Annotated in this window: 17 protein-coding genes; 10 read left to right on the top strand and 7 right to left on the bottom strand. The window is 70.1% G+C overall.

All coding sequences use genetic code 11. The features are described 5' to 3' along the window. The first annotated feature begins 102 nt into the window (after positions 1–102). Complete coding sequence (lepA, locus tag ABZ857_RS06885) at positions 103–1,926, top strand: translation elongation factor 4 (protein WP_357038707.1); 1,824 nt, start codon at positions 103–105, stop codon at positions 1,924–1,926. A gap of 395 nt (positions 1,927–2,321) precedes the next feature. On the opposite strand, the gene ABZ857_RS06880 is transcribed toward lepA, so the two are convergent. Then, complete coding sequence (locus tag ABZ857_RS06880) at positions 2,322–2,621, bottom strand: MFS transporter (protein WP_357038704.1); 300 nt, start codon at positions 2,619–2,621, stop codon at positions 2,322–2,324. A gap of 255 nt (positions 2,622–2,876) precedes the next feature. Between ABZ857_RS06880 and ABZ857_RS06875 the strand changes: the two genes are divergently transcribed. Next, complete coding sequence (locus tag ABZ857_RS06875; protein ID WP_357038702.1) at positions 2,877–4,103, top strand: glycosyltransferase 87 family protein; 1,227 nt, start codon at positions 2,877–2,879, stop codon at positions 4,101–4,103. On the opposite strand, the gene ABZ857_RS06870 is transcribed toward ABZ857_RS06875, so the two are convergent. Further along, positions 4,072–5,328, bottom strand: a complete 1,257-nt coding sequence (locus ABZ857_RS06870) for a glycoside hydrolase family 18 protein (RefSeq protein ID WP_357038699.1) — start codon at positions 5,326–5,328, stop codon at positions 4,072–4,074. The genes ABZ857_RS06875 and ABZ857_RS06870 overlap by 32 nt on opposite strands. A gap of 118 nt (positions 5,329–5,446) precedes the next feature. On the opposite strand from ABZ857_RS06870, the gene hemW reads away from it, so the two are divergent. Continuing rightward, on the top strand, positions 5,447–6,667 hold the full coding sequence (hemW, locus tag ABZ857_RS06865) for a radical SAM family heme chaperone HemW (protein ID WP_357038696.1): 1,221 nt from the start codon (positions 5,447–5,449) through the stop codon (positions 6,665–6,667). On the opposite strand, the gene ABZ857_RS06860 is transcribed toward hemW, so the two are convergent. After that, a complete protein-coding gene (locus ABZ857_RS06860) occupies positions 6,664–7,464 on the bottom strand; it encodes a DUF3097 domain-containing protein (RefSeq protein ID WP_357038693.1) in 801 nt (266 codons plus the stop codon). The two genes, hemW and ABZ857_RS06860, sit on opposite strands and share 4 nt — an antisense overlap. Before the next feature lie 18 nt (positions 7,465–7,482). Then, positions 7,483–8,130: a hypothetical protein gene (locus ABZ857_RS06855; protein ID WP_357038690.1), complete on the bottom strand. Its 648-nt coding sequence runs from the start codon at positions 8,128–8,130 to the stop codon at positions 7,483–7,485. 196 nt (positions 8,131–8,326) lie between these two features. On the opposite strand from ABZ857_RS06855, the gene hrcA reads away from it, so the two are divergent. The 3 genes from hrcA to ABZ857_RS06840 are packed head-to-tail and all read left to right on the top strand — an operon-like array spanning position 8,327 to position 11,221. Further along, on the top strand, positions 8,327–9,340 hold the full coding sequence (gene hrcA, locus ABZ857_RS06850) for a heat-inducible transcriptional repressor HrcA (protein WP_357038687.1): 1,014 nt from the start codon (positions 8,327–8,329) through the stop codon (positions 9,338–9,340). Further along, the gene (gene dnaJ / locus ABZ857_RS06845) at positions 9,341–10,477 is read left to right on the top strand and encodes a molecular chaperone DnaJ (RefSeq protein ID WP_357038684.1); all 1,137 of its coding nucleotides are present in this window, start codon (positions 9,341–9,343) and stop codon (positions 10,475–10,477) included. 9 nt (positions 10,478–10,486) lie between these two features. Then, positions 10,487–11,221: a 16S rRNA (uracil(1498)-N(3))-methyltransferase gene (locus ABZ857_RS06840; protein ID WP_357038681.1), complete on the top strand. Its 735-nt coding sequence runs from the start codon at positions 10,487–10,489 to the stop codon at positions 11,219–11,221. Positions 11,222–11,224: 3 nt separating this feature from the next. On the opposite strand, the gene ABZ857_RS06835 is transcribed toward ABZ857_RS06840, so the two are convergent. From ABZ857_RS06835 to ABZ857_RS06825, 3 genes are all read right to left on the bottom strand, one after another. Next, a complete protein-coding gene (locus tag ABZ857_RS06835; protein WP_357038678.1) occupies positions 11,225–12,424 on the bottom strand; it encodes a lipase in 1,200 nt (399 codons plus the stop codon). A 152-nt stretch (positions 12,425–12,576) separates the two neighbouring features. After that, positions 12,577–13,245 (bottom strand): hypothetical protein, encoded by a 669-nt coding sequence (locus tag ABZ857_RS06830; protein ID WP_357038675.1) that lies wholly within the window; start codon positions 13,243–13,245, stop codon positions 12,577–12,579. After that, positions 13,242–13,721: a SigE family RNA polymerase sigma factor gene (locus ABZ857_RS06825; RefSeq protein ID WP_169945498.1), complete on the bottom strand. Its 480-nt coding sequence runs from the start codon at positions 13,719–13,721 to the stop codon at positions 13,242–13,244. Before ABZ857_RS06825 ends, ABZ857_RS06830 begins: the two co-directional genes overlap by 4 nt. A gap of 245 nt (positions 13,722–13,966) precedes the next feature. Here ABZ857_RS06825 and ABZ857_RS06820 point away from each other — a divergent pair, with 245 nt between their 5' ends. The 4 genes from ABZ857_RS06820 to ABZ857_RS06805 are packed head-to-tail and all read left to right on the top strand — an operon-like array spanning position 13,967 to position 17,181. Further along, a complete protein-coding gene (locus ABZ857_RS06820) occupies positions 13,967–14,311 on the top strand; it encodes a histidine triad nucleotide-binding protein (protein ID WP_310738876.1) in 345 nt (114 codons plus the stop codon). A 53-nt stretch (positions 14,312–14,364) separates the two neighbouring features. Then, entirely contained in the window at positions 14,365–15,387 is a 1,023-nt protein-coding gene (locus tag ABZ857_RS06815; RefSeq protein ID WP_357038672.1) for a PhoH family protein, read from the top strand. Between the two features lie 28 nt (positions 15,388–15,415). Next, positions 15,416–15,889 (top strand): rRNA maturation RNase YbeY, encoded by a 474-nt coding sequence (gene ybeY / locus ABZ857_RS06810; RefSeq protein ID WP_079312172.1) that lies wholly within the window; start codon positions 15,416–15,418, stop codon positions 15,887–15,889. Further along, positions 15,886–17,181 (top strand): hemolysin family protein, encoded by a 1,296-nt coding sequence (locus ABZ857_RS06805; protein ID WP_357038669.1) that lies wholly within the window; start codon positions 15,886–15,888, stop codon positions 17,179–17,181. The genes ybeY and ABZ857_RS06805 overlap by 4 nt, the downstream gene beginning before the upstream one ends. Positions 17,182–17,191: the final 10 nt, after the last annotated feature.

The following is a 17,191-nucleotide window of genomic DNA, read 5'->3' as shown; positions in this document are numbered from 1 at the left end:
GAGGGTGGCTGGTCCGCCAGCCTCGGGAGGGCCCGCCGAGCGCGAGACGAGGCGGACGGCCCACCCGATCAGCAGTCAATCATCTTGTCGAAACGGACCTCGGTGCGCACTCAGCCTGGCCAGACCGACCCCGCGTTGATCCGCAACTTCTGCATCATCGCGCACATCGACCATGGCAAGTCGACCCTCGCCGACCGCATGCTGCAGCTGACCGGCGTGGTGGACGACAGGTCGATGCGCGCGCAGTACCTCGACCGCATGGACATCGAGCGGGAGCGGGGCATCACCATCAAGTCGCAGGCCGTGCGGCTCCCGTGGAACGGCCATGTCCTCAACATGATCGACACGCCGGGTCACGTGGACTTCACCTACGAGGTGTCCCGGTCGCTGGAGGCGTGCGAGGGCGCGATCCTGCTGGTCGACGCGGCGCAGGGCATCGAGGCCCAGACGCTGGCCAACCTCTACCTGGCCATGAACGCCGACCTCCACATCATCCCGGTGCTCAACAAGATCGACCTGCCCGCCGCGCAGCCGGACAAGTACGCCGAGGAGATCGCGGGCCTGATCGGCTGCGACCCCGCGGACGTCCTGCGCGTGTCCGGCAAGACCGGCGTGGGGGTCAAGGAGCTGCTCGACCACGTCGTGGAGAACGTCCCGGCGCCGGTCGGGAACGCCGACGTCCCCGCGCGGGCGCTGATCTTCGACTCGGTGTACGACACCTACCGGGGCGTCGTGACGTACGTCAGGGTGGTCGACGGCCACCTGTCCAAGCGCGAGCGCGTGCTGATGATGTCCACCGGCGCGCAGCACGAGCTGCTGGAGATCGGCGTCATCTCGCCCGAGCCCATGCCGTCCGACAAGGGGCTCGGCGTCGGCGAGGTGGGCTACCTGATCACCGGTGTGAAGGACGTGCGCCAGTCACGCGTCGGCGACACGGTCACCAACGCGGCCAAGCCCGCCGCGGAGGCCCTCGGCGGCTACGAGCATCCCAAGCCGATGGTCTACTCCGGGCTCTATCCGATCGACGGCGACGACTATCCCGAGCTGCGCGAGGCCCTCGACAAGCTGCGGCTGAACGACGCCGCGCTCGTGTACGAGCCGGAGACGTCGGCGGCGCTCGGCTTCGGCTTCCGCTGCGGCTTCCTCGGCCTGCTGCACATGGAGATCGTCCGTGAGCGGCTGGAGCGCGAGTTCAACCTGTCGCTGATCTCGACCTCGCCCAACGTCATCTACCGGGTGATCATGGAGGACGGCAGGGAGCACGTCGTCACGAACCCCTCGGAGTTCCCGGCCGGGAAGATCGGCCAGATCTTCGAGCCGGTGGTGAAGGCCACGGTGCTCGCGCCGGCCGAGTTCATCGGCGCGATCATGGAGCTGTGCCAGGGCCGCCGCGGGCAGCTCCAGGGCATGGACTACCTGTCGGAGGACCGGGTCGAGATCCGCTACACGCTCCCGCTCGGCGAGATCATCTTCGACTTCTTCGACCAGCTCAAGTCGAAGACCCGCGGGTACGCCTCGCTCGACTACGAGCCGTCCGGCGAGCAGGAGGCCGACCTGGTCAAGGTGGACATCCTGCTGCAGGGCGAGACCGTGGACGCGTTCAGCGCGATCGTCCACCGCGAGAAGGCGTACGCCTACGGGGTGGAGATGGCCAAGAAGCTCAAGGAGCTCATCCCGCGGCAGCAGTTCGAGGTGCCCATCCAGGCCGCGATCGGCGCCCGCGTCATCGCGCGGGAGAACATCCGCGCCATACGCAAGGACGTCCTCGCCAAGTGCTACGGCGGTGACATCAGCCGTAAGCGCAAGCTGCTGGAGAAGCAGAAGGAAGGCAAGAAGCGGATGAAGATGGTCGGCCGGGTGGAGGTCCCCCAGGAGGCCTTCGTCGCCGCCCTCTCGTCCGAGGCCCCGGACAAGAACAAGAAGTAGGCGCCGTCTCGTTTGACCATAACTTATTAGAATCGCGGAGAAACGTGACCATCCGTTAACGTTTGGCGTCCTGGAGGTCACCGCCCCCGCATCCCGTGCGTGGTGTTCCGCAACTTGCTGGACGAGGCGGCTGGGTGAAGCGCACGCGGACAAGCTGCGGCGCACGATGGCACCCGCCATTGGCTGCGGCGCACGATGGCACCCGCCATTGGCCCGTACACGGGCCGTACAGCACAGCGGTCAACAGGCGAGGCCTTTACGAGGGTCTGCCACGACCGCGTACCTGGCCGGCGGCAACAAGCCGGTGGTGATCGCGACCGTGAAGACGCGGCCGAGGAAGAGCGGGAACTCGATCAACGGATGCCGCAGGACCCGCTGCCTGCGGGCGAAGCATGTCAGCAGCGCCGTGGGTCGCTGAACAGTTCGCTCAACACGGCCAGAGCCGATGGCAGGAGAGTCGCGCCCGCTACTCCCATCAGCCCACCGGCGACGATCAGAAGCTCGGGGTTCGGCGCGAACGCCGCCGCCGTGGATCCGATGCCGAAGGCCGTCGCGCCGACCAAAAGCAACCTCGGCCGGCCGTGCCGGTCGCCGATGTTGCCGAACGTGACCAGCAGGGAGCCGACGGCGAAGCCGTAGACGTCCAATATCCACAGGCCGGCGGTCGGCGTGAGGGCCTGGTTGATCCGGGGCAACGCCAGGAACAGGATCGACCGGTCGGCCTACGCTCGACGGATCACACCAGAGCCCGGACCGGCAATTCCAGGCTGAAACGAACTCGATCCGGAACGGCCGGCACAAGCAGGGCAGGACAAGCTTTCGACAAGCGGGCGTGGCTAGCGTGCACTGCAGCTAAGTCGGGAGTTGCCATGCCTTCTTCAGTGTCAGCCGGTCCGCGAATTCGTTCGGGCAAGAGAGGTGGCGGCTCCTTCCAAATAGCATGTGGAGTATTGATCGCGTTGAGTGGCGCGCTGACAGCCTTCGTCTTCAACTCGGTCTATGCGGAGGGCTGGATTGATCTGGAGGTTTACCGGGAGGGCGGAGCGGCGGTACTGCGGCATAACTCTGTCTATGACTTGATCATAGGTGAAAGGCGGCTGAAGTTTACCTATTCACCCTTCGCGGCAATGCTGTTCACGCCTCTCGCCTTGGTTGGAAGGGAGATTGCCGTCGCCCTCTGGGTGCTGATCTCCATACTCGCCCTTGAGGTGGTGATATGGATTCTCGTCGGCCGTACTGCGGTAAAGCGCCGTAGTCGCCGGGCGGCTCACACGTTGCTGGTTGTTATCGCGGCACTTCCCTTGTACCCAGTAACGCTAACGCTGTGGAATGGGCAAATAGGTATTATTCTGCTACTGGTGATAGTTGTGGATCTGACGCACGGCAAAGAAAAGTGGCGCGGCATGGGAACGGGCATTGCCGCCGGTATCAAGCTCACCCCACTGATATTCATCCCCTATCTTCTTGTCACGCGTCGTTTCCGGGCCGCCCTGATGGCTGGACTTGGCTTTCTCGGCACGGTAATCCTCGGATTTCTGCTGCTGCCCGCCGATTCGCATGATTACTGGGGTGGCGCATTTTTCGACACGCAACGGGTGGTCGCCGGGCAGGACGCGGACTTCTTCAATCAATCGCTTCGGGGCGTGCTTATGTTCATGCCCGGCTCTTGGCCTGCCGTGCCTCTCTGGCTCGCCCTGTGCGCGGTGGTCGGCATGGGTGGACTCCTGGTCGCCGCATGGACCGCGAAGAAGGCGGGCGAGCTCGCCGGAATCACCGTCTGCGCCATCGTGGGGCTGCTTGTCTCGCCCGTTTCTTGGCCGCACCACTGGGTCTGGTGCATACCGCTTATGGTGCTCTGGGCGCGGCGCGCTCAGCGCGTAGACGCTACGCTCGAGAAGGTGGGCGTGGGGCTCTTGTGGTTCATCTTTCTACTGCCTGGATATATCGCCCTGGCGACACTTCTAATATATCCATCCCACGCCGGAATGTGGCTGATGTTGCTGACGGGAAGTTATGTGCTCAGCGGATTGTCGACATTGCTGGCGCTTGCGGTTTATTTTGGCCGGAGCGATTGGCGGCAAAGAAGGCGCGGGTCAGGCGACGCCGAGGGAGGGAGTCGCGGCGGCCCCCTCCCCGAGACGCCGGTCAGCGCAGAACGGAGTAGAGGGCCGACGTGAGGGAGGCTTTGGCGTCGTCCTGGTCGATGGACCAGAGCATGGAGCCGCCGAGGCCCTTGAGGCGGATGTAGGCGGCCTTCTGGAGCATGACGGCGGGGTCGTCGTAGGACCAGAACTCGTTGCCGTCGTAGAGCCACTGGGTGCCGGTGAGCAGGTCGCGGTAGCGCTTGCCGGGCTTGTTGACGAGGTTCTTGTAGTCGTCGCTGCCGGGGGCCCAGGTGCCGGGGGCGGGGCCGGCGGCCGTGGCGTAGCGGCCGTCGCCGCCGGAGGTGACGCCGGTCCAGCCCTGGCCGTAGGCGGGGACGCCGATGACGATCTTCCGCTTGGGCGCGCCGCGTCCGGTGTAGTCGCGTACGGTCTGGTCGACGCTGAACTTGACGTCGTTGGGGTCGCGGCGGTCGGTGAGCAGGTTGGCCTGGTGGCCGGTGCGGTTCTCCCAGGGGCCGTGCAGGTCGTAGCCCTGGACGGTGGCGAAGTCGAGCTGGTCGAAGACCTTGCGGACCTCGAATCCGGCGTCGATCTTCGCGGCGGCGGCGGGGAGGAAGGCGGTGAGCTCGTCGTGCCGGTCGTACGCCTTCATCTGGCGGCGCAGTTCGGCGAGGAACAGGGTGAGGTTCTGCTTGTCCTCGGGGCGGATGACGTTGCCGTCGTTGCCGGCGGAGCCGGGCCATTCCCAGTCGAGGTCGATGCCGTCGAACACGCCGGCGGCGGCGCCGGGGGGCAGGCCGGGCAGGTCGCCCTTGAGCCACAGGTCGACGCAGGAGGCGGCGAGCTTGGCCCGGGATTCGGAGGTGAGGACGGCGTCGGAGAAGTACTTGGAGCCGGTCCAGCCGCCGAGGGAGATGAGGACCTTGAGGCCGGGGTGGCGGGCCTTGAGTTTCTTGAGCTGGTTGAGGTTGCCCTTGAGCGGCTGGTCGTCGGTGTCGGCGGCGCCGTCGACGCTCTGCTCGGCGGGCACGGGGCGCTGCCAGTCGGCCCAGGGGTCGGCGGAGTAGCAGGTGCCCTCGGGGCCGACGAACCCGAAGGCGTAGTTGAGGTGGGTCAGCTTCGCGGCGGCGCCGCTGGCGTCCACGTCCTTCACGTGGAAGTTCCGCCCGTAGATTCCCCACTGGATGAAGTAGGCGACCCGCTTGTACCGCTCCTCGCCCGCACTCGCCTGGGCGGCGGACGGCACCAAGCCGGCCGTCAGGGTGGCGGCGACCGCCACGGCGAGGGTCCTTCTCATGAGCACGCCGGCCTCCCGAGCGCATTTTTTAGGAAAGTTTCCTGTAAATTGCCGCGATCGTAGACCGCGGTGATCAGGGCGTCAATGGCAGGGTGCGAGTGGCGGCAGACTGGAGAGCGTGCCTTCAGTGCTTCCCGACGGCGATCCCGTCCCCACGAGCGGCGAGCTGCCGTCCGGGGCCCTCGACGGGCTCGGCTCCCGTCCGTTCGGTTTCTACGTGCACGTGCCGTTCTGCGCGACGCGCTGCGGCTACTGCGACTTCAACACCTACACGGCCGCCGAGCTGGGGCCCGGCGCCGCGCAGCGGGACTACGCCGCCACCGCGGTCGAGGAGATACGGCTGGCCCGGCGCGTGCTCGGAGACGCGGCCCCGCCCGTGGAGACCGTCTTCTTCGGCGGCGGCACGCCGACCCTGCTGCCCGCCGCCGACCTCGTACGGATTCTCGACGCCATCGGCGAGGAGTTCGGCCTGCGGCCCGACGCCGAGGTGACGACCGAGGCCAACCCCGAGTCCGTGGACCCGGCCTACCTGAAGGAGCTGCGGGCGGGCGGGTTCACCCGCGTGAGCTTCGGCATGCAGAGCGCGGGCGAGCACGTCCTCGCCGTGCTCGACCGGCGGCACACCCCCGGCCGGCCCGCCGAGGCCGTACTGGAGGCCCGCGCGGCCGGGTTCGAGCACGTCAACCTGGACCTGATCTACGGCACGCCGGGGGAGAGCGAGGACGACTGGCGGGCCTCCCTGGAGGCCGCGCTGGCCGCCGGGCCCGACCACGTCTCGGCGTACTCCCTGATCGTCGAGGACGGCACCCGGCTCGCCGCCCGGATCCGCCGCGGCGAGCTGCCGATGCCGGACGACGACGTGGCGGCCGATCGCTACCTGATCGCCGAGGAGATGCTGACCGCCGCCGGACTGCGCTGGTACGAGATCTCCAACTGGGCCGCGGGCGACGAGGCCCGCTGCCGCCACAACCTGCTGTACTGGACCGGCGGCGACTGGTGGGGGGCAGGCCCCGGTGCGCACAGCCATGTGGGCGGCACCCGCTGGTGGAACGTCAAGCACCCCGCGGCGTACGCCGCCCGCCTGGCGGCCGGGGCCTCGCCCGCGCACGCCCGGGAGGTGCTGCCGGTGGAGGACAGGGCCGTCGAACGGGTCATGCTGGAGCTGCGCCTCGCCTCGGGCTTCCCGCTCGCCGGCCTCGCCCCCGAGGCGCGTACGGCGTGTGCGCGGGCCTTGGCGGACGGACTGCTGGAGGTGGAGGCGTTCAAGGCGGGCCGGGCCGTGCTCACGCTGCGCGGCAGGCTGCTCGCCGACGCCGTGGTCCGGGACCTCACGCCTTAGGCCGTCACGAAGTCGATCAGTTCTTCCACGCGGCCGAGCAGTTCGGGCTCCAGGTCGGCGTAGGTCGTGACCCGGCCCAGGATGTGCCGCCACGCCTCCTGGGGGTCCATCCGCCAGCCGAGGGCGGCGATCACGCCCTCCTTCCAGGGCACGCCGCGCGGCACGTCCGGCCAGGCGGGGATGCCGAGCGCGCGGGGCTTGACCGCCTGCCAGATGTCGACGAACGGATGCCCGACGACGAGCACGTCGTCCCCGGACACCCGGGCGGCGATGCGGCTCTCCTTCGAGCCGGGCACCAGGTGGTCCACGAGCACGCCGAGCCGCCTGCCCGGCTCGGGGCCGAACTCCTCGACGATGGCCGGGAGGTCGTCCACGCCCTCCAGGTACTCGACGACGACGCCCTCCACCCGCAGGTCGTGCCCCCAGATCTTCTCGACCAGCGAGGCGTCGTGGACGCCCTCCACGTAGATGCGGCTCTCCCTGGCGACCTGCGCGCGCAGGCCCTCGACCGCGATCGATCCCGAGGCGCTCCGCAGCGGCCCCTTCGGGCCGGCCTGGGGACGCACCAGCGTCACCGGTTCGCCTTCGAGGAGGAATCCGGCGGGCGTCAGTGGGAACACCCGCCGCCGGCCGAACCGGTCCTCCAGCGTCACGGCCTCCTTGTCGCAGGCCACCACCGCGCCGCAGAAGCGGCCCTCGGCGTCCTCGACCACGAGGTCGGGCTCGGCCGGGATCTCGGGGATCTGCCCCCGCCGTGGCCGCCGCCAGTCTCCGGAAAGCACGTCCCGCCCGTACATGCGGGGAACGCTAGCAAATCACGCCAGGCGGCGCCGGGCCGCGGAGCGGCGCGCGAGCACGACGATCGTCACGATCACCGCGGCCAGGAAGCCGACCGTGGGCAGCGCCAGCAGCGCGATCGCGCCGCCCACCAGCATGCCGACCCCGCCGACGAGCTGCTTGCCGACGCCGAACCGCACCCCGTCGCCCTCACAGGCGAGCTGGTAGGTGCCCGCCGCCGGGACGCCGGCCTCGAACAGCAATTCCCAGGTCGTGCCGTTCAGCGTGACGGACTGGGGGACGGCAGGCCGGGTCAGCCGCACCCGCGGGTCGGAGCCGTCGCCGAGCTGGCAGCGGACGTCGGTGGGCTGGTCGACGGCCGCGTAGATCGCCGGCGTGTCCGCGGGGTCGAGCGCGACGTTCACCGACTGCCCGCCGGAGAAGGTCGTCGTGGGCGCGGCGTCGCCGAGCGTGGAGAACAGGCCGCCGGCGAACCCGCCGACGCCCGCCACCAGCAGGACGACGAAGAGCACCCAGGAGAGGAAGATCCACAGCAGGCGGGGCCGGATCGGCCGGGATCCGCCGTACGGCGGGGGAAAGGGGTGCGGCATCCGCAAGGTCGCGTCGGCCGGGGGCATGGGGCGGGGCACCCTCATGGTCACATCGGGGATCTGGTTCTCGTGCATGGAACCAAGGGTCGACCATGCGGCTTGTGGTCGATTTGCAGCTCGCTTGTCCTGGTGCCCTGCGCTGTCTTGGTACCCCCTGCGCTGTCTTGGTACCCCCTGCGTTATCGCACCACGTGGGGTGGTAGCCGTACACTTGGCACTCGGGAACACAGAGTGCCAGAGTCGGTGTTTCCAGGCACAGGGAGGTGACACATTGCTCGACGACCGCAAGCTCGCCGTCCTGCGCGCCATCGTCGAGGACTACGTGTCCACCAACGAGCCGGTGGGGTCCAAGGCCCTGGCGGACAGGCACAACCTCGGCGTCTCCCCGGCGACGATCCGCAACGACATGGCGGCGCTGGAGGAGCAGGGATACATCACCCAGCCGCACACCAGTGCCGGCAGGGTGCCGACGGACAAGGGATACCGCCTGTTCGTCGACCGGCTGTCGCAGATCAAGCCGCTGTCGGGCGCGGAGCGCAGGGCCATCGAGACCTTCCTCGCCGGGGCCGTGGACCTCGACGAGATCGTCATGCGCACGGTGCGGCTGCTCGCGCAGCTCACCCGGCAGGTCGCGGTGGTCCAGTACCCCTCGCTCACCAGGTCGTCGGTGCGCCATGTGGAGATCGTCCCGCTCGCGGAGCGCCGGGTCATGCTGGTGCTGATCACCAACACGGGACGGGTCGAGCAGCGGGTCGTCGACCTGCCGGAGGCCATCGCCGACGACCGGATCGCGAACCTGCGCGCCGTGCTCAACGCGTGCCTGGACGGCTGCGGCCTGTCCCAGGTGCCCGAGACCGTGGCCGACGTTCCCGACCGCCTGCCTCCCGAGGACAGGCCGGCGGCGGCCACGATCCTGTCGGTGCTGCTCGAGACACTCGTCGAGCGGCACGAGGAGAAGATCGTCTTTGGCGGTACGGCGAACCTCGCCGCCGCCGACTTCAGCATCGGCCTGCGGGACGTGCTGGAGGCGCTGGAGGAGCAGGTCGTCCTCATCCGCCTGCTGGGGGAGACCCGCGGGCTGTCCGAACTGACCGTCCGCATCGGATCCGAGAACCCCTACAGCGGGCTGCGCGGCACCTCTATCGTGGCCGCCGGATACGGTTCGGGCGACAAGGAACTGGCCCGGCTCGGAGTGCTGGGCCCGACACGAATGGACTATCCGGTGACGATGGGTGCGGTGCGCGCGGTGGCGCGTTACGTCGGCCAGATCCTGGCGGGGTCATAAGTGTCCAACGACTACTACGCGACCCTTGGCGTACGGCGCGACGCCAGCCAGGAAGAGATCAAGAAGGCGTATCGCCGTCTCGCCCGTGAGCTGCACCCGGACGTCAACCCCGATCCGGAGACCCAGGAGCGGTTCAAGGAGATCAACCAGGCGTACGAGGTGCTGTCCGACGCGGGCAAGCGCCGCATGTACGACATGGGCGCCGACCCGTTCGCCGGCGCCGGCGCGGGTGCCGGGGGCGCCGGCTTCGGGGCGGGCTTCCCGTTCAGCGACATCATGGACGCCTTCTTCGGGTCGGCGGGCGCCGCGCGGGGGCCCCGCTCTCGCGCTCGCCGGGGCCGCAATGCCACCATCCGGGTCGAGCTCGACCTGGCGGAGGCGGCCTTCGGCACGACCAGGGAGATCGTGGTCGACACCGCCGTCGTCTGCGACGTCTGCCAGGGCTCCGGAGCGGCGGCCGGCACCCACCCCGACACCTGTGACATGTGCCACGGGCGCGGCGAGGTCTCGCAGGTGACCCGCTCGTTCCTGGGCCAGGTCATGACCTCCCGCCCCTGCCCCCAGTGCGGCGGGTACGGCAGCGTCATCCGGCACCCCTGCATGGAGTGCTCGGGCGAGGGACGGGTCAGGACCCGGCGCACGATCAAGGTCAGGATCCCGGCGGGCGTCGAGGACGGCACGCACATCCAGCTCGCCGGCGAGGGCGAGGTCGGCCCCGGCGGCGGCCCCGCCGGAGACCTGTTCCTGGAGATCGTCGAGCGGCCGCACCAGATCTTCGAGCGGCGCGGCGACGACCTGCACTGCACGGTCCACATCCCGATGACCGCCGCCGCGCTCGGCACCTCGATCACGATCGAGACGCTCGACGGCGCCGAGGAGATCGACGTGCGGCCGGGCACCCAGGCCGGCCAGGTCATCCCCCTGTACGGCAAGGGCGTCCAGCGGCTCAACGAGACCGGCAGGGGCGACCTGCTGATCCACGTGAACGTCGAGACGCCGACCAAGCTCGAGCCGCAGCAGGAGGAACTGCTGCGCGAGCTGGCGAAGCTGCGCGGGGAGGAGCGGCCGCCCGGCAAGTTCTCCCCGGGCCAGCAGGGCTTCTTCTCCCGCCTGCGGGACGCCTTCAACGGCCGCTGAGCTGATCTGATGAGTGTTCCCGTGTTCCTGTCGGACGCGGCAGGCCAGGCGGCGGGCACGATCGTCCTCGACGGGCCGGAGGGGCGGCACGCCGCCGCCGTACGCCGCCTGCGCCCGGGGGAGCGGATCGACCTGACGGACGGCGCGGGGCGGGTGGCCGAGTGCACGGTCACGGCGGCCGGCAAGGACTCGCTGACCGCCGAGGTGCTGCGCCGGTTCGAGGTCCCGCCGCCCCGGCCGAGGCTGGTGGTCGTCCAGGGCCTGCCCAAGGGCGACCGGGGTGAGCTCGCGGTCGAGATGATGACCGAGGCCGGGGTCGACGTGATCGTCCCGTGGGCGGCCGCCCGCTGCGTTACCCAGTGGAAGGGCGACCGGGCGGCCAAGGCCCTGGCCCGCTGGCGCGGCACGGCCCGCGAGGCGGCCAAGCAGGCCCGGCGCTTCCACCTGCCGGAGGTGACCGAGCAGGCCACGACCGCCGGGGTCCGCTCGCTCGTCTCCGCGGCGGCGTTCGCGGTCGTGCTGCACGAGGAGGCCGCCGAGCCGCTGAGCCGCCTGCCCCTGCCGGAGGAGCCGGGCGACATCGTGATGGTCGTCGGCCCGGAGGGCGGCGTCACCGAGGAGGAGATCGCCGCGTTGCGGGCCGCGGGAGCCACGCCGGCCCTGCTGGGGCCGACGGTGCTGCGCACCTCCACGGCGGGCGTGGCCGCGGCGGCCGTCCTGCTGTCCCGCTGCGGCCGCTGGTGAGGACTAGCCGAGGAAGCTCATCTCCGGGAACGCGGGGCTCGGCCCGTCGAACAGGCGGGTCGTGCGGCCCTTCAACTGCAGGTCGAGGAACGCGGCCACGTAGGCGCGCTGGGCCGCGACCGAGCGGACCGGGTCGACGGTTCCGACGATCTCGGACGGCGTGCCCAGGCGGTCCGAGATCCGCGGGACCAGCGCCTGCATGTCGGTGAAGGAGTAGTGCTTCGCTCCGGCGAGCCGCAGGTCGTGCTTCCAGCCCCGGCGATGCTTCCTGAACGTCACCCAGGAAGGGTCGTCGTGCTCGTCGGCGGCCAGTTGCAGGAACGGGGCGTCGAGGCCGCGCTCGGTCACCTCGCCGAAGAGCGAGCCGTCGAGGTTCACGCCCGCCTTCACCCGGTGGTCGGCGTACATCAGCCGCGCCACCGCCGCGCCGCCCATGGAGAAGCCCATGGCCGCCACGCGGGTGGTGTCCAGCGCCTTGACCAGCCGGGAGGGCAGCCCGGCCCGTCGCGCGGTGATCACGTCGAGGACGAACCGCAGGTCCGCCACCTTGACGTCGAGGGCCTTCATCGCGTCGTCCATGTCGTCCGCCCGCACCCTGGTCCGCTCCAGCCGCCCGCCGGGGAACTCGACGGCCGCCGCCTCGTAGGTGTGGTCCACGGTGACGACCACGTAGCCACGCGAGGCCAGGTCCTCCGCGGCGAGCGTGCCCAGCGAGCGCGGCACCATGTAGCCGGGGGAGTAGAGCACCACCGGGTAGCCGCCGGACCTGCGCCGCACGGGCGCGTCCAGGCGGGCGTGCGTGCGGGTCGCCGCCCAGTTCACCTGGCCGGGCCGTACGCCGAGGAAGTCGGGCGCCAAGGTGGCGTCGAAGTCGGCGGCGACCAGTGGCGGCAGGTGCGGGGACACCGGATGTCCCGGCGCGCGGGTGGCGGGATACCAGACGCTCACCATCACCTCCCGGTACGCCCGTCCCTTCACCCATGGGTCGGGACGTGACCGGTCCACCAGGCGCAGGGAGACCGTGCCGACCGGCAGCGGCCCCGACGGGGCGGGTAGGGAGAGCCGGATCCCGGCGACCGTCGAAACGCCCGGCGCCGTCGTCACAGCCACCGGCGCCGCGGACGCCGCCGGGACGGCGGCCACCATCGTGAGGGCCAGGGCCGCGCCGAGCGCGCCCGCTCGCCTCCGCCACATTTCAGGCATGTCTCGCCTCTTTCATCCTGATCGCTGTCAGTTGCGTGATCAGGATTCCAAGGAGGAGGCGCGACGCCCTCCGGCCGCGTGACGATCTCGCGGTGCGACCCTCGGTGATCGGGCGACCGCCCGTCATACTCCAGGATGACCGGCGGGCCGGGTCAGGGGGCGGCGGGCGTCTCGGTCGCCGAGTTGGGCGTGGCGGTCTCCGTGGGCGTCGGGCTCGGGGTGACCGCGGGCGCGGACGTCGTGGGCGGAGCCGTCGAGGGGCGGTGCGAGACCGAGGGCGTCACCACGGGCGGCTGCGTCACCGACGTCGGCGAGCACGTCGGCGGGAGGGCCGCGTCGGGCTCGATCACGCCCGGCTGGGAGGTGGGCGTGACGCAGGGATCGGACGGCGACGGCGACGGCCTGGCGCTCGTGCTCGTGCTGTGCGTCGGGGACGGGGTGGGCCGTGCGCGGGACGGGCTGGGGGTGACGGGCACGATCACGACCGGCCGTGAGGGCGCCAGGTTGGGCGGCCGGGTCACCGTCGAGGTGTCCCTCCTGTCCTCACGCTCGTCGCTGGCCGTGTCGATGCCCGTGGACTGTGCCACCTGGTCGCGCAGGCCGGGGACGGCCATCACGACCGCGCCCGCCACGAGCACGGCCCCTGCGGCGGCCGCTCCGACCCGCCACCACAGCATGTTCCGCACGCCGCGCAGGCCGCGCTGGTCGATGCGCCTGCGGATGATCTCGAGTCCATCGGGAGACGGCACGACCGAGTCCGCCTCCGCGCGCAGGGCACGGCGGAGCAACTCGCCGTACTCGTCGTCGGGCGGGAAGGTCATGAGAACTGCTCCAGTGCCATCCGTAGTGCGGCCATGCCGCGGGCCGTGTGACTCTTCACCGCGCCCTTGCTGATCCCCATCGCGTGTGCGATCTCGGCCTCCGACAGGTCGCCGTAGTATCGCAGCACCAGCGCCTCGCGCTGGCGGGTGGGTAAGCCGCGGAGCGCCTCGATGACGGCCGAGCGCTCCAGTTCACCGATCGCGCCGTTCTCCGCGCTCGGCGCGTCCGGCAGCCCCTTCGGCGCGTACTTCTCGACGACCGCGCGGTGCCGAAGCACGGAACGCGATCGGTTCACGACCGATTGACGCAGGTAGGCCAGTGCCTTGTCGGTGTCCCTCAGCCTGCGCCAGGCGCCGTGGATGGCGACGAACGCGTCCTGAACGACCTCTTCCGCGCTGGCCACGTCACGCACCAGCAGCACGGCGAGACGCACCAGTGACCGATAGTGAGCGCTGTAGAGCGCTGTCACGGCCATGTCGGCGTCCCATCCGACGGGCACCGTCCCCAACGACCTGTCGGCCACGAGGGTCTCGGTGGTCACATCGATAAGACGCTCGTCATCCCCGGGGGGTTTACGTTCTTCCGAATCATGAGGGGGCATGGCCCAGCGGTGTCCTCGCCCGACACTAGGGGGGTTTTCTGGGTGCAGTCTCGCACACTCACCCTAGCCGGGGGGATCATTGCAGTCATCAACTACCGCCAACGGCTAGGCTTTCGCGCGTGAGCGACTGCCTCTTCTGCAAGATCGTGGCCAAGGAGGTCCCGGCGGACATCGTCCTGGAGGCCGGGCGGGCGCTGGCCTTCCGCGACATCAACCCGCAGGCCCCCACACACGTCCTCGTCGTGCCCAAGGCCCATCACGAGAACGCCGCCGTGCTGGCCGCGGCCGACGACGGCCTGGCCGACGACCTGCTCAAGGCCTGCCACGCGGTGGCCGTACAGGAGGGCGTGGCCGAGACCGGTTACCGGATCGTGTTCAACACCGGGCCGGGGGCCGGGCAGACGGTCTTCCACGTCCACGCGCACGTGCTCGGCGGCCGAGGCCTCACCTGGCCCCCCGGCTGAGCGGCTAGCATGAAAGGGAACTAGGGAGGCGATCAGGGCCGCAAGGGCCGCCCATGTCCGAGTCACAGCACATCCACAAGACCCAGGCCAAGGTAGTCATCCCCGAGGGGCAGCCGATGGTCAGCCTCCTCGGGTCGGGTGACGAGCTGCTGCGGGTCATCGAAGGCGCCTTCGGCGCCGACATCCACGTGCGGGGCAACGAGATCACGATCACCGGCAGTCCCGAGGAGAGCGGCGTCGTCGTGCGCCTCTTCGAGGAGCTGGTGGAGCTGGTCGGCTCGGGTGCCGAGTTGTCCCCCGACGCCGTCGAGCGCAGCATCCACATGCTGCGGCAGGCCACCGACCGTCCGGCCGAGGTCCTGTCCCTGGACATCCTGTCCGCGCGGGGCCGCACCATCCGCCCGAAGACGGTCAACCAGAAGAGGTACGTCGACGCGATCGACAGGCACACCATCGTCTTCGGCATCGGCCCCGCCGGCACCGGCAAGACGTACCTGGCGATGGCGAAGGCCGTGAAGGCCCTGCAGAACAAGCGGGTCAACCGGATCATCCTCACCCGCCCCGCCGTCGAGGCGGGGGAGCGGCTCGGCTTCCTGCCCGGCACGCTCTACGAGAAGATCGACCCGTACCTGCGGCCGCTGTACGACGCGCTGCACGACATGCTCGACCCCGACTCGATCCCCCGCCTGATGTCGGCCGGGACGATCGAGGTCGCGCCGCTCGCCTACATGCGCGGACGGACGCTCAACGACGCCTTCATCATCCTGGACGAGGCGCAGAACACCTCGCCCGAGCAGATGAAGATGTTCCTGACCAGGCTCGGGTTCAACTCCAAGATCGTGGTCACCGGCGACGTGACCCAGATCGACCTGCCCGGCGGCCAGGACAGCGGCCTGAAGGTCGTCCAGCACATCCTCGAGGGCATCGAGGACATCCATTTCAGCAGGCTGACCAGCGCCGACGTCGTACGGCACAAGCTGGTGAGCGACATCGTCGACGCCTACGGCCGTTACGACGCCGCGATGGCCTCCGAGCCGCGCGCGATCAACAAGCGGCCGCGGAACAACCGGCGGTGAGCACGACCATGACGGGTGAGGAGACCCCGTGAGCATCGAGGTGGCCAACGAGTCCGGCGTCGAGGTCGACGAGTCGGCGCTGGTCGAGCTGGCCGGGCACGTCCTCGGCCGGATGGGGATCAACCCGCTGGCCGAGCTGTCGATCCTGGTGATCGACGAGGCGGCGATGGCCGAGCTGCACGAGCAGTGGATGGGGGAGCCGGGCCCGACCGACGTGCTGGCCTTCCCCATGGACGAGCTGCGGCCCAACGTCGGCGGCCGGGACGAGGACGCGTCCCCCGATCCGGCGCTGCTCGGCGACGTGGTGCTGTGCCCCCAGGTGGCGGCCAAGCAGGCCGCCGAGGCCGGGCACAGCGCGCAGGACGAGCTGGAGCTGCTGTGCACGCACGGCATCCTGCACCTGCTCGGCTACGACCACGCCGAGCCCGAGGAGCACGCCGAGATGTTCGGGCTGCAGGACGAACTGCTCGGCGCCTGGCGGGAGGTGCGGCGTAAGCCGTGAGCAACGGCTGGCTGCTGTCCGCCGTCTTCCTGATCGTGGCCGGCGGCCTGCTGGCGAGTGCGGAGACGGCGCTGACCCGCATTTCCAGGGTGCGCGCGGAGGAGTTCGTCAAGGAGGCGCGGCGCGGCGCGGTGCGGCTGCAGGCGATCGTCGCCGACCCGCCGCGCTACCTCAACCTGGTGCTCCTGCTGCGCCTGAGCTGTGAGCTCGTCGCCACGGTGATCACGACGCTGCTGTTCATCGACTGGCTCGGCGACCGCGGGCAGGCGTACGCCCTGGCGGCCGTGGTGATGATCCTGGTGAGCTACGTCATCGTCGGGGTCATGCCGCGTACGCTCGGCCGCCAGCACGCCGAGCCGGTGGCGCTGGCGAGCGCGCCCATCGTGTACGGCCTGACCCGGATCTTCGGCCCGCTGCCCGAGCTGCTGATCCTGCTGGGCAACGCGCTCACCCCGGGCAAGGGCTTCCGCGAGGGCCCGTTCACCTCCGAGGCCGAGCTGCGCGACCTCGTCGACCTGGCCGAGCAGCGCCGGGTCATCGAGCCCGACGAGCGAGAGATGATCCACTCGGTCTTCGAGCTCGGCGACACGCTGGTGCGCGAGGTGATGGTGCCGCGCACCGACATGGTCTTCATCGAGCGCGGCAAGACGCTGAACCAGGTGCTCTCGCTGGCCCTGCGCAGCGGCTTCTCCCGCATCCCCGTGGTGGGGGAGAACGAGGACGACGTGGTGGGCATCGCCTATCTCAAGGACATCGTCCGCCGCATCCAGGACACCGGCGACGGCGGCACGCGGGTGGACGAGCTCATGCGCCCCGCGACGTACGTGCCGGAGAGCAAGCCGATCGACGAGCTGCTGCGTGAGATGCAGGCGCGGCAGATCCACCTCGCCATCGTCATCGACGAGTACGGCGGCACCGCCGGCCTCGTCACCATCGAGGACGTCATCGAGGAGATCGTCGGTGAGATCGCCGACGAGTACGACCAGGAGGCCCCGCGGGTCGAGTGGCTGGACGACGGGGCGGTGCGGGTGACCGCGCGGCTCCCGGTCGACGAGCTCGGCGAGCTGTTCGACACGGAGATCGAGGTCGATGACGTCGACACGGTCGGCGGCCTGCTGGCGCACGCCCTGGGCCGGGTGCCGATCGCGGGCTCGGAGGCGGTGGTCGGCGGCCTGCGCCTGACGGCCGAGAACCTGGCGGGACGCCGCAACCGGATCAGCACGGTCGTCGTGCGCCGGGAGGAGCCCGCGACGGGCGACGAGGTCGTGGCCGCCGGCGCCGACCACGAGTGACGCGGCGCCT

Source organism: Microbispora sp. NPDC046933 (assembly GCF_040644635.1).
Taxonomy (GTDB): Bacteria; Actinomycetota; Actinomycetes; order Streptosporangiales; family Streptosporangiaceae; genus Microbispora.
Note: the sequence above shows the minus strand (reverse complement) of the source record. Positions and strands in the feature narration are given on the sequence as shown.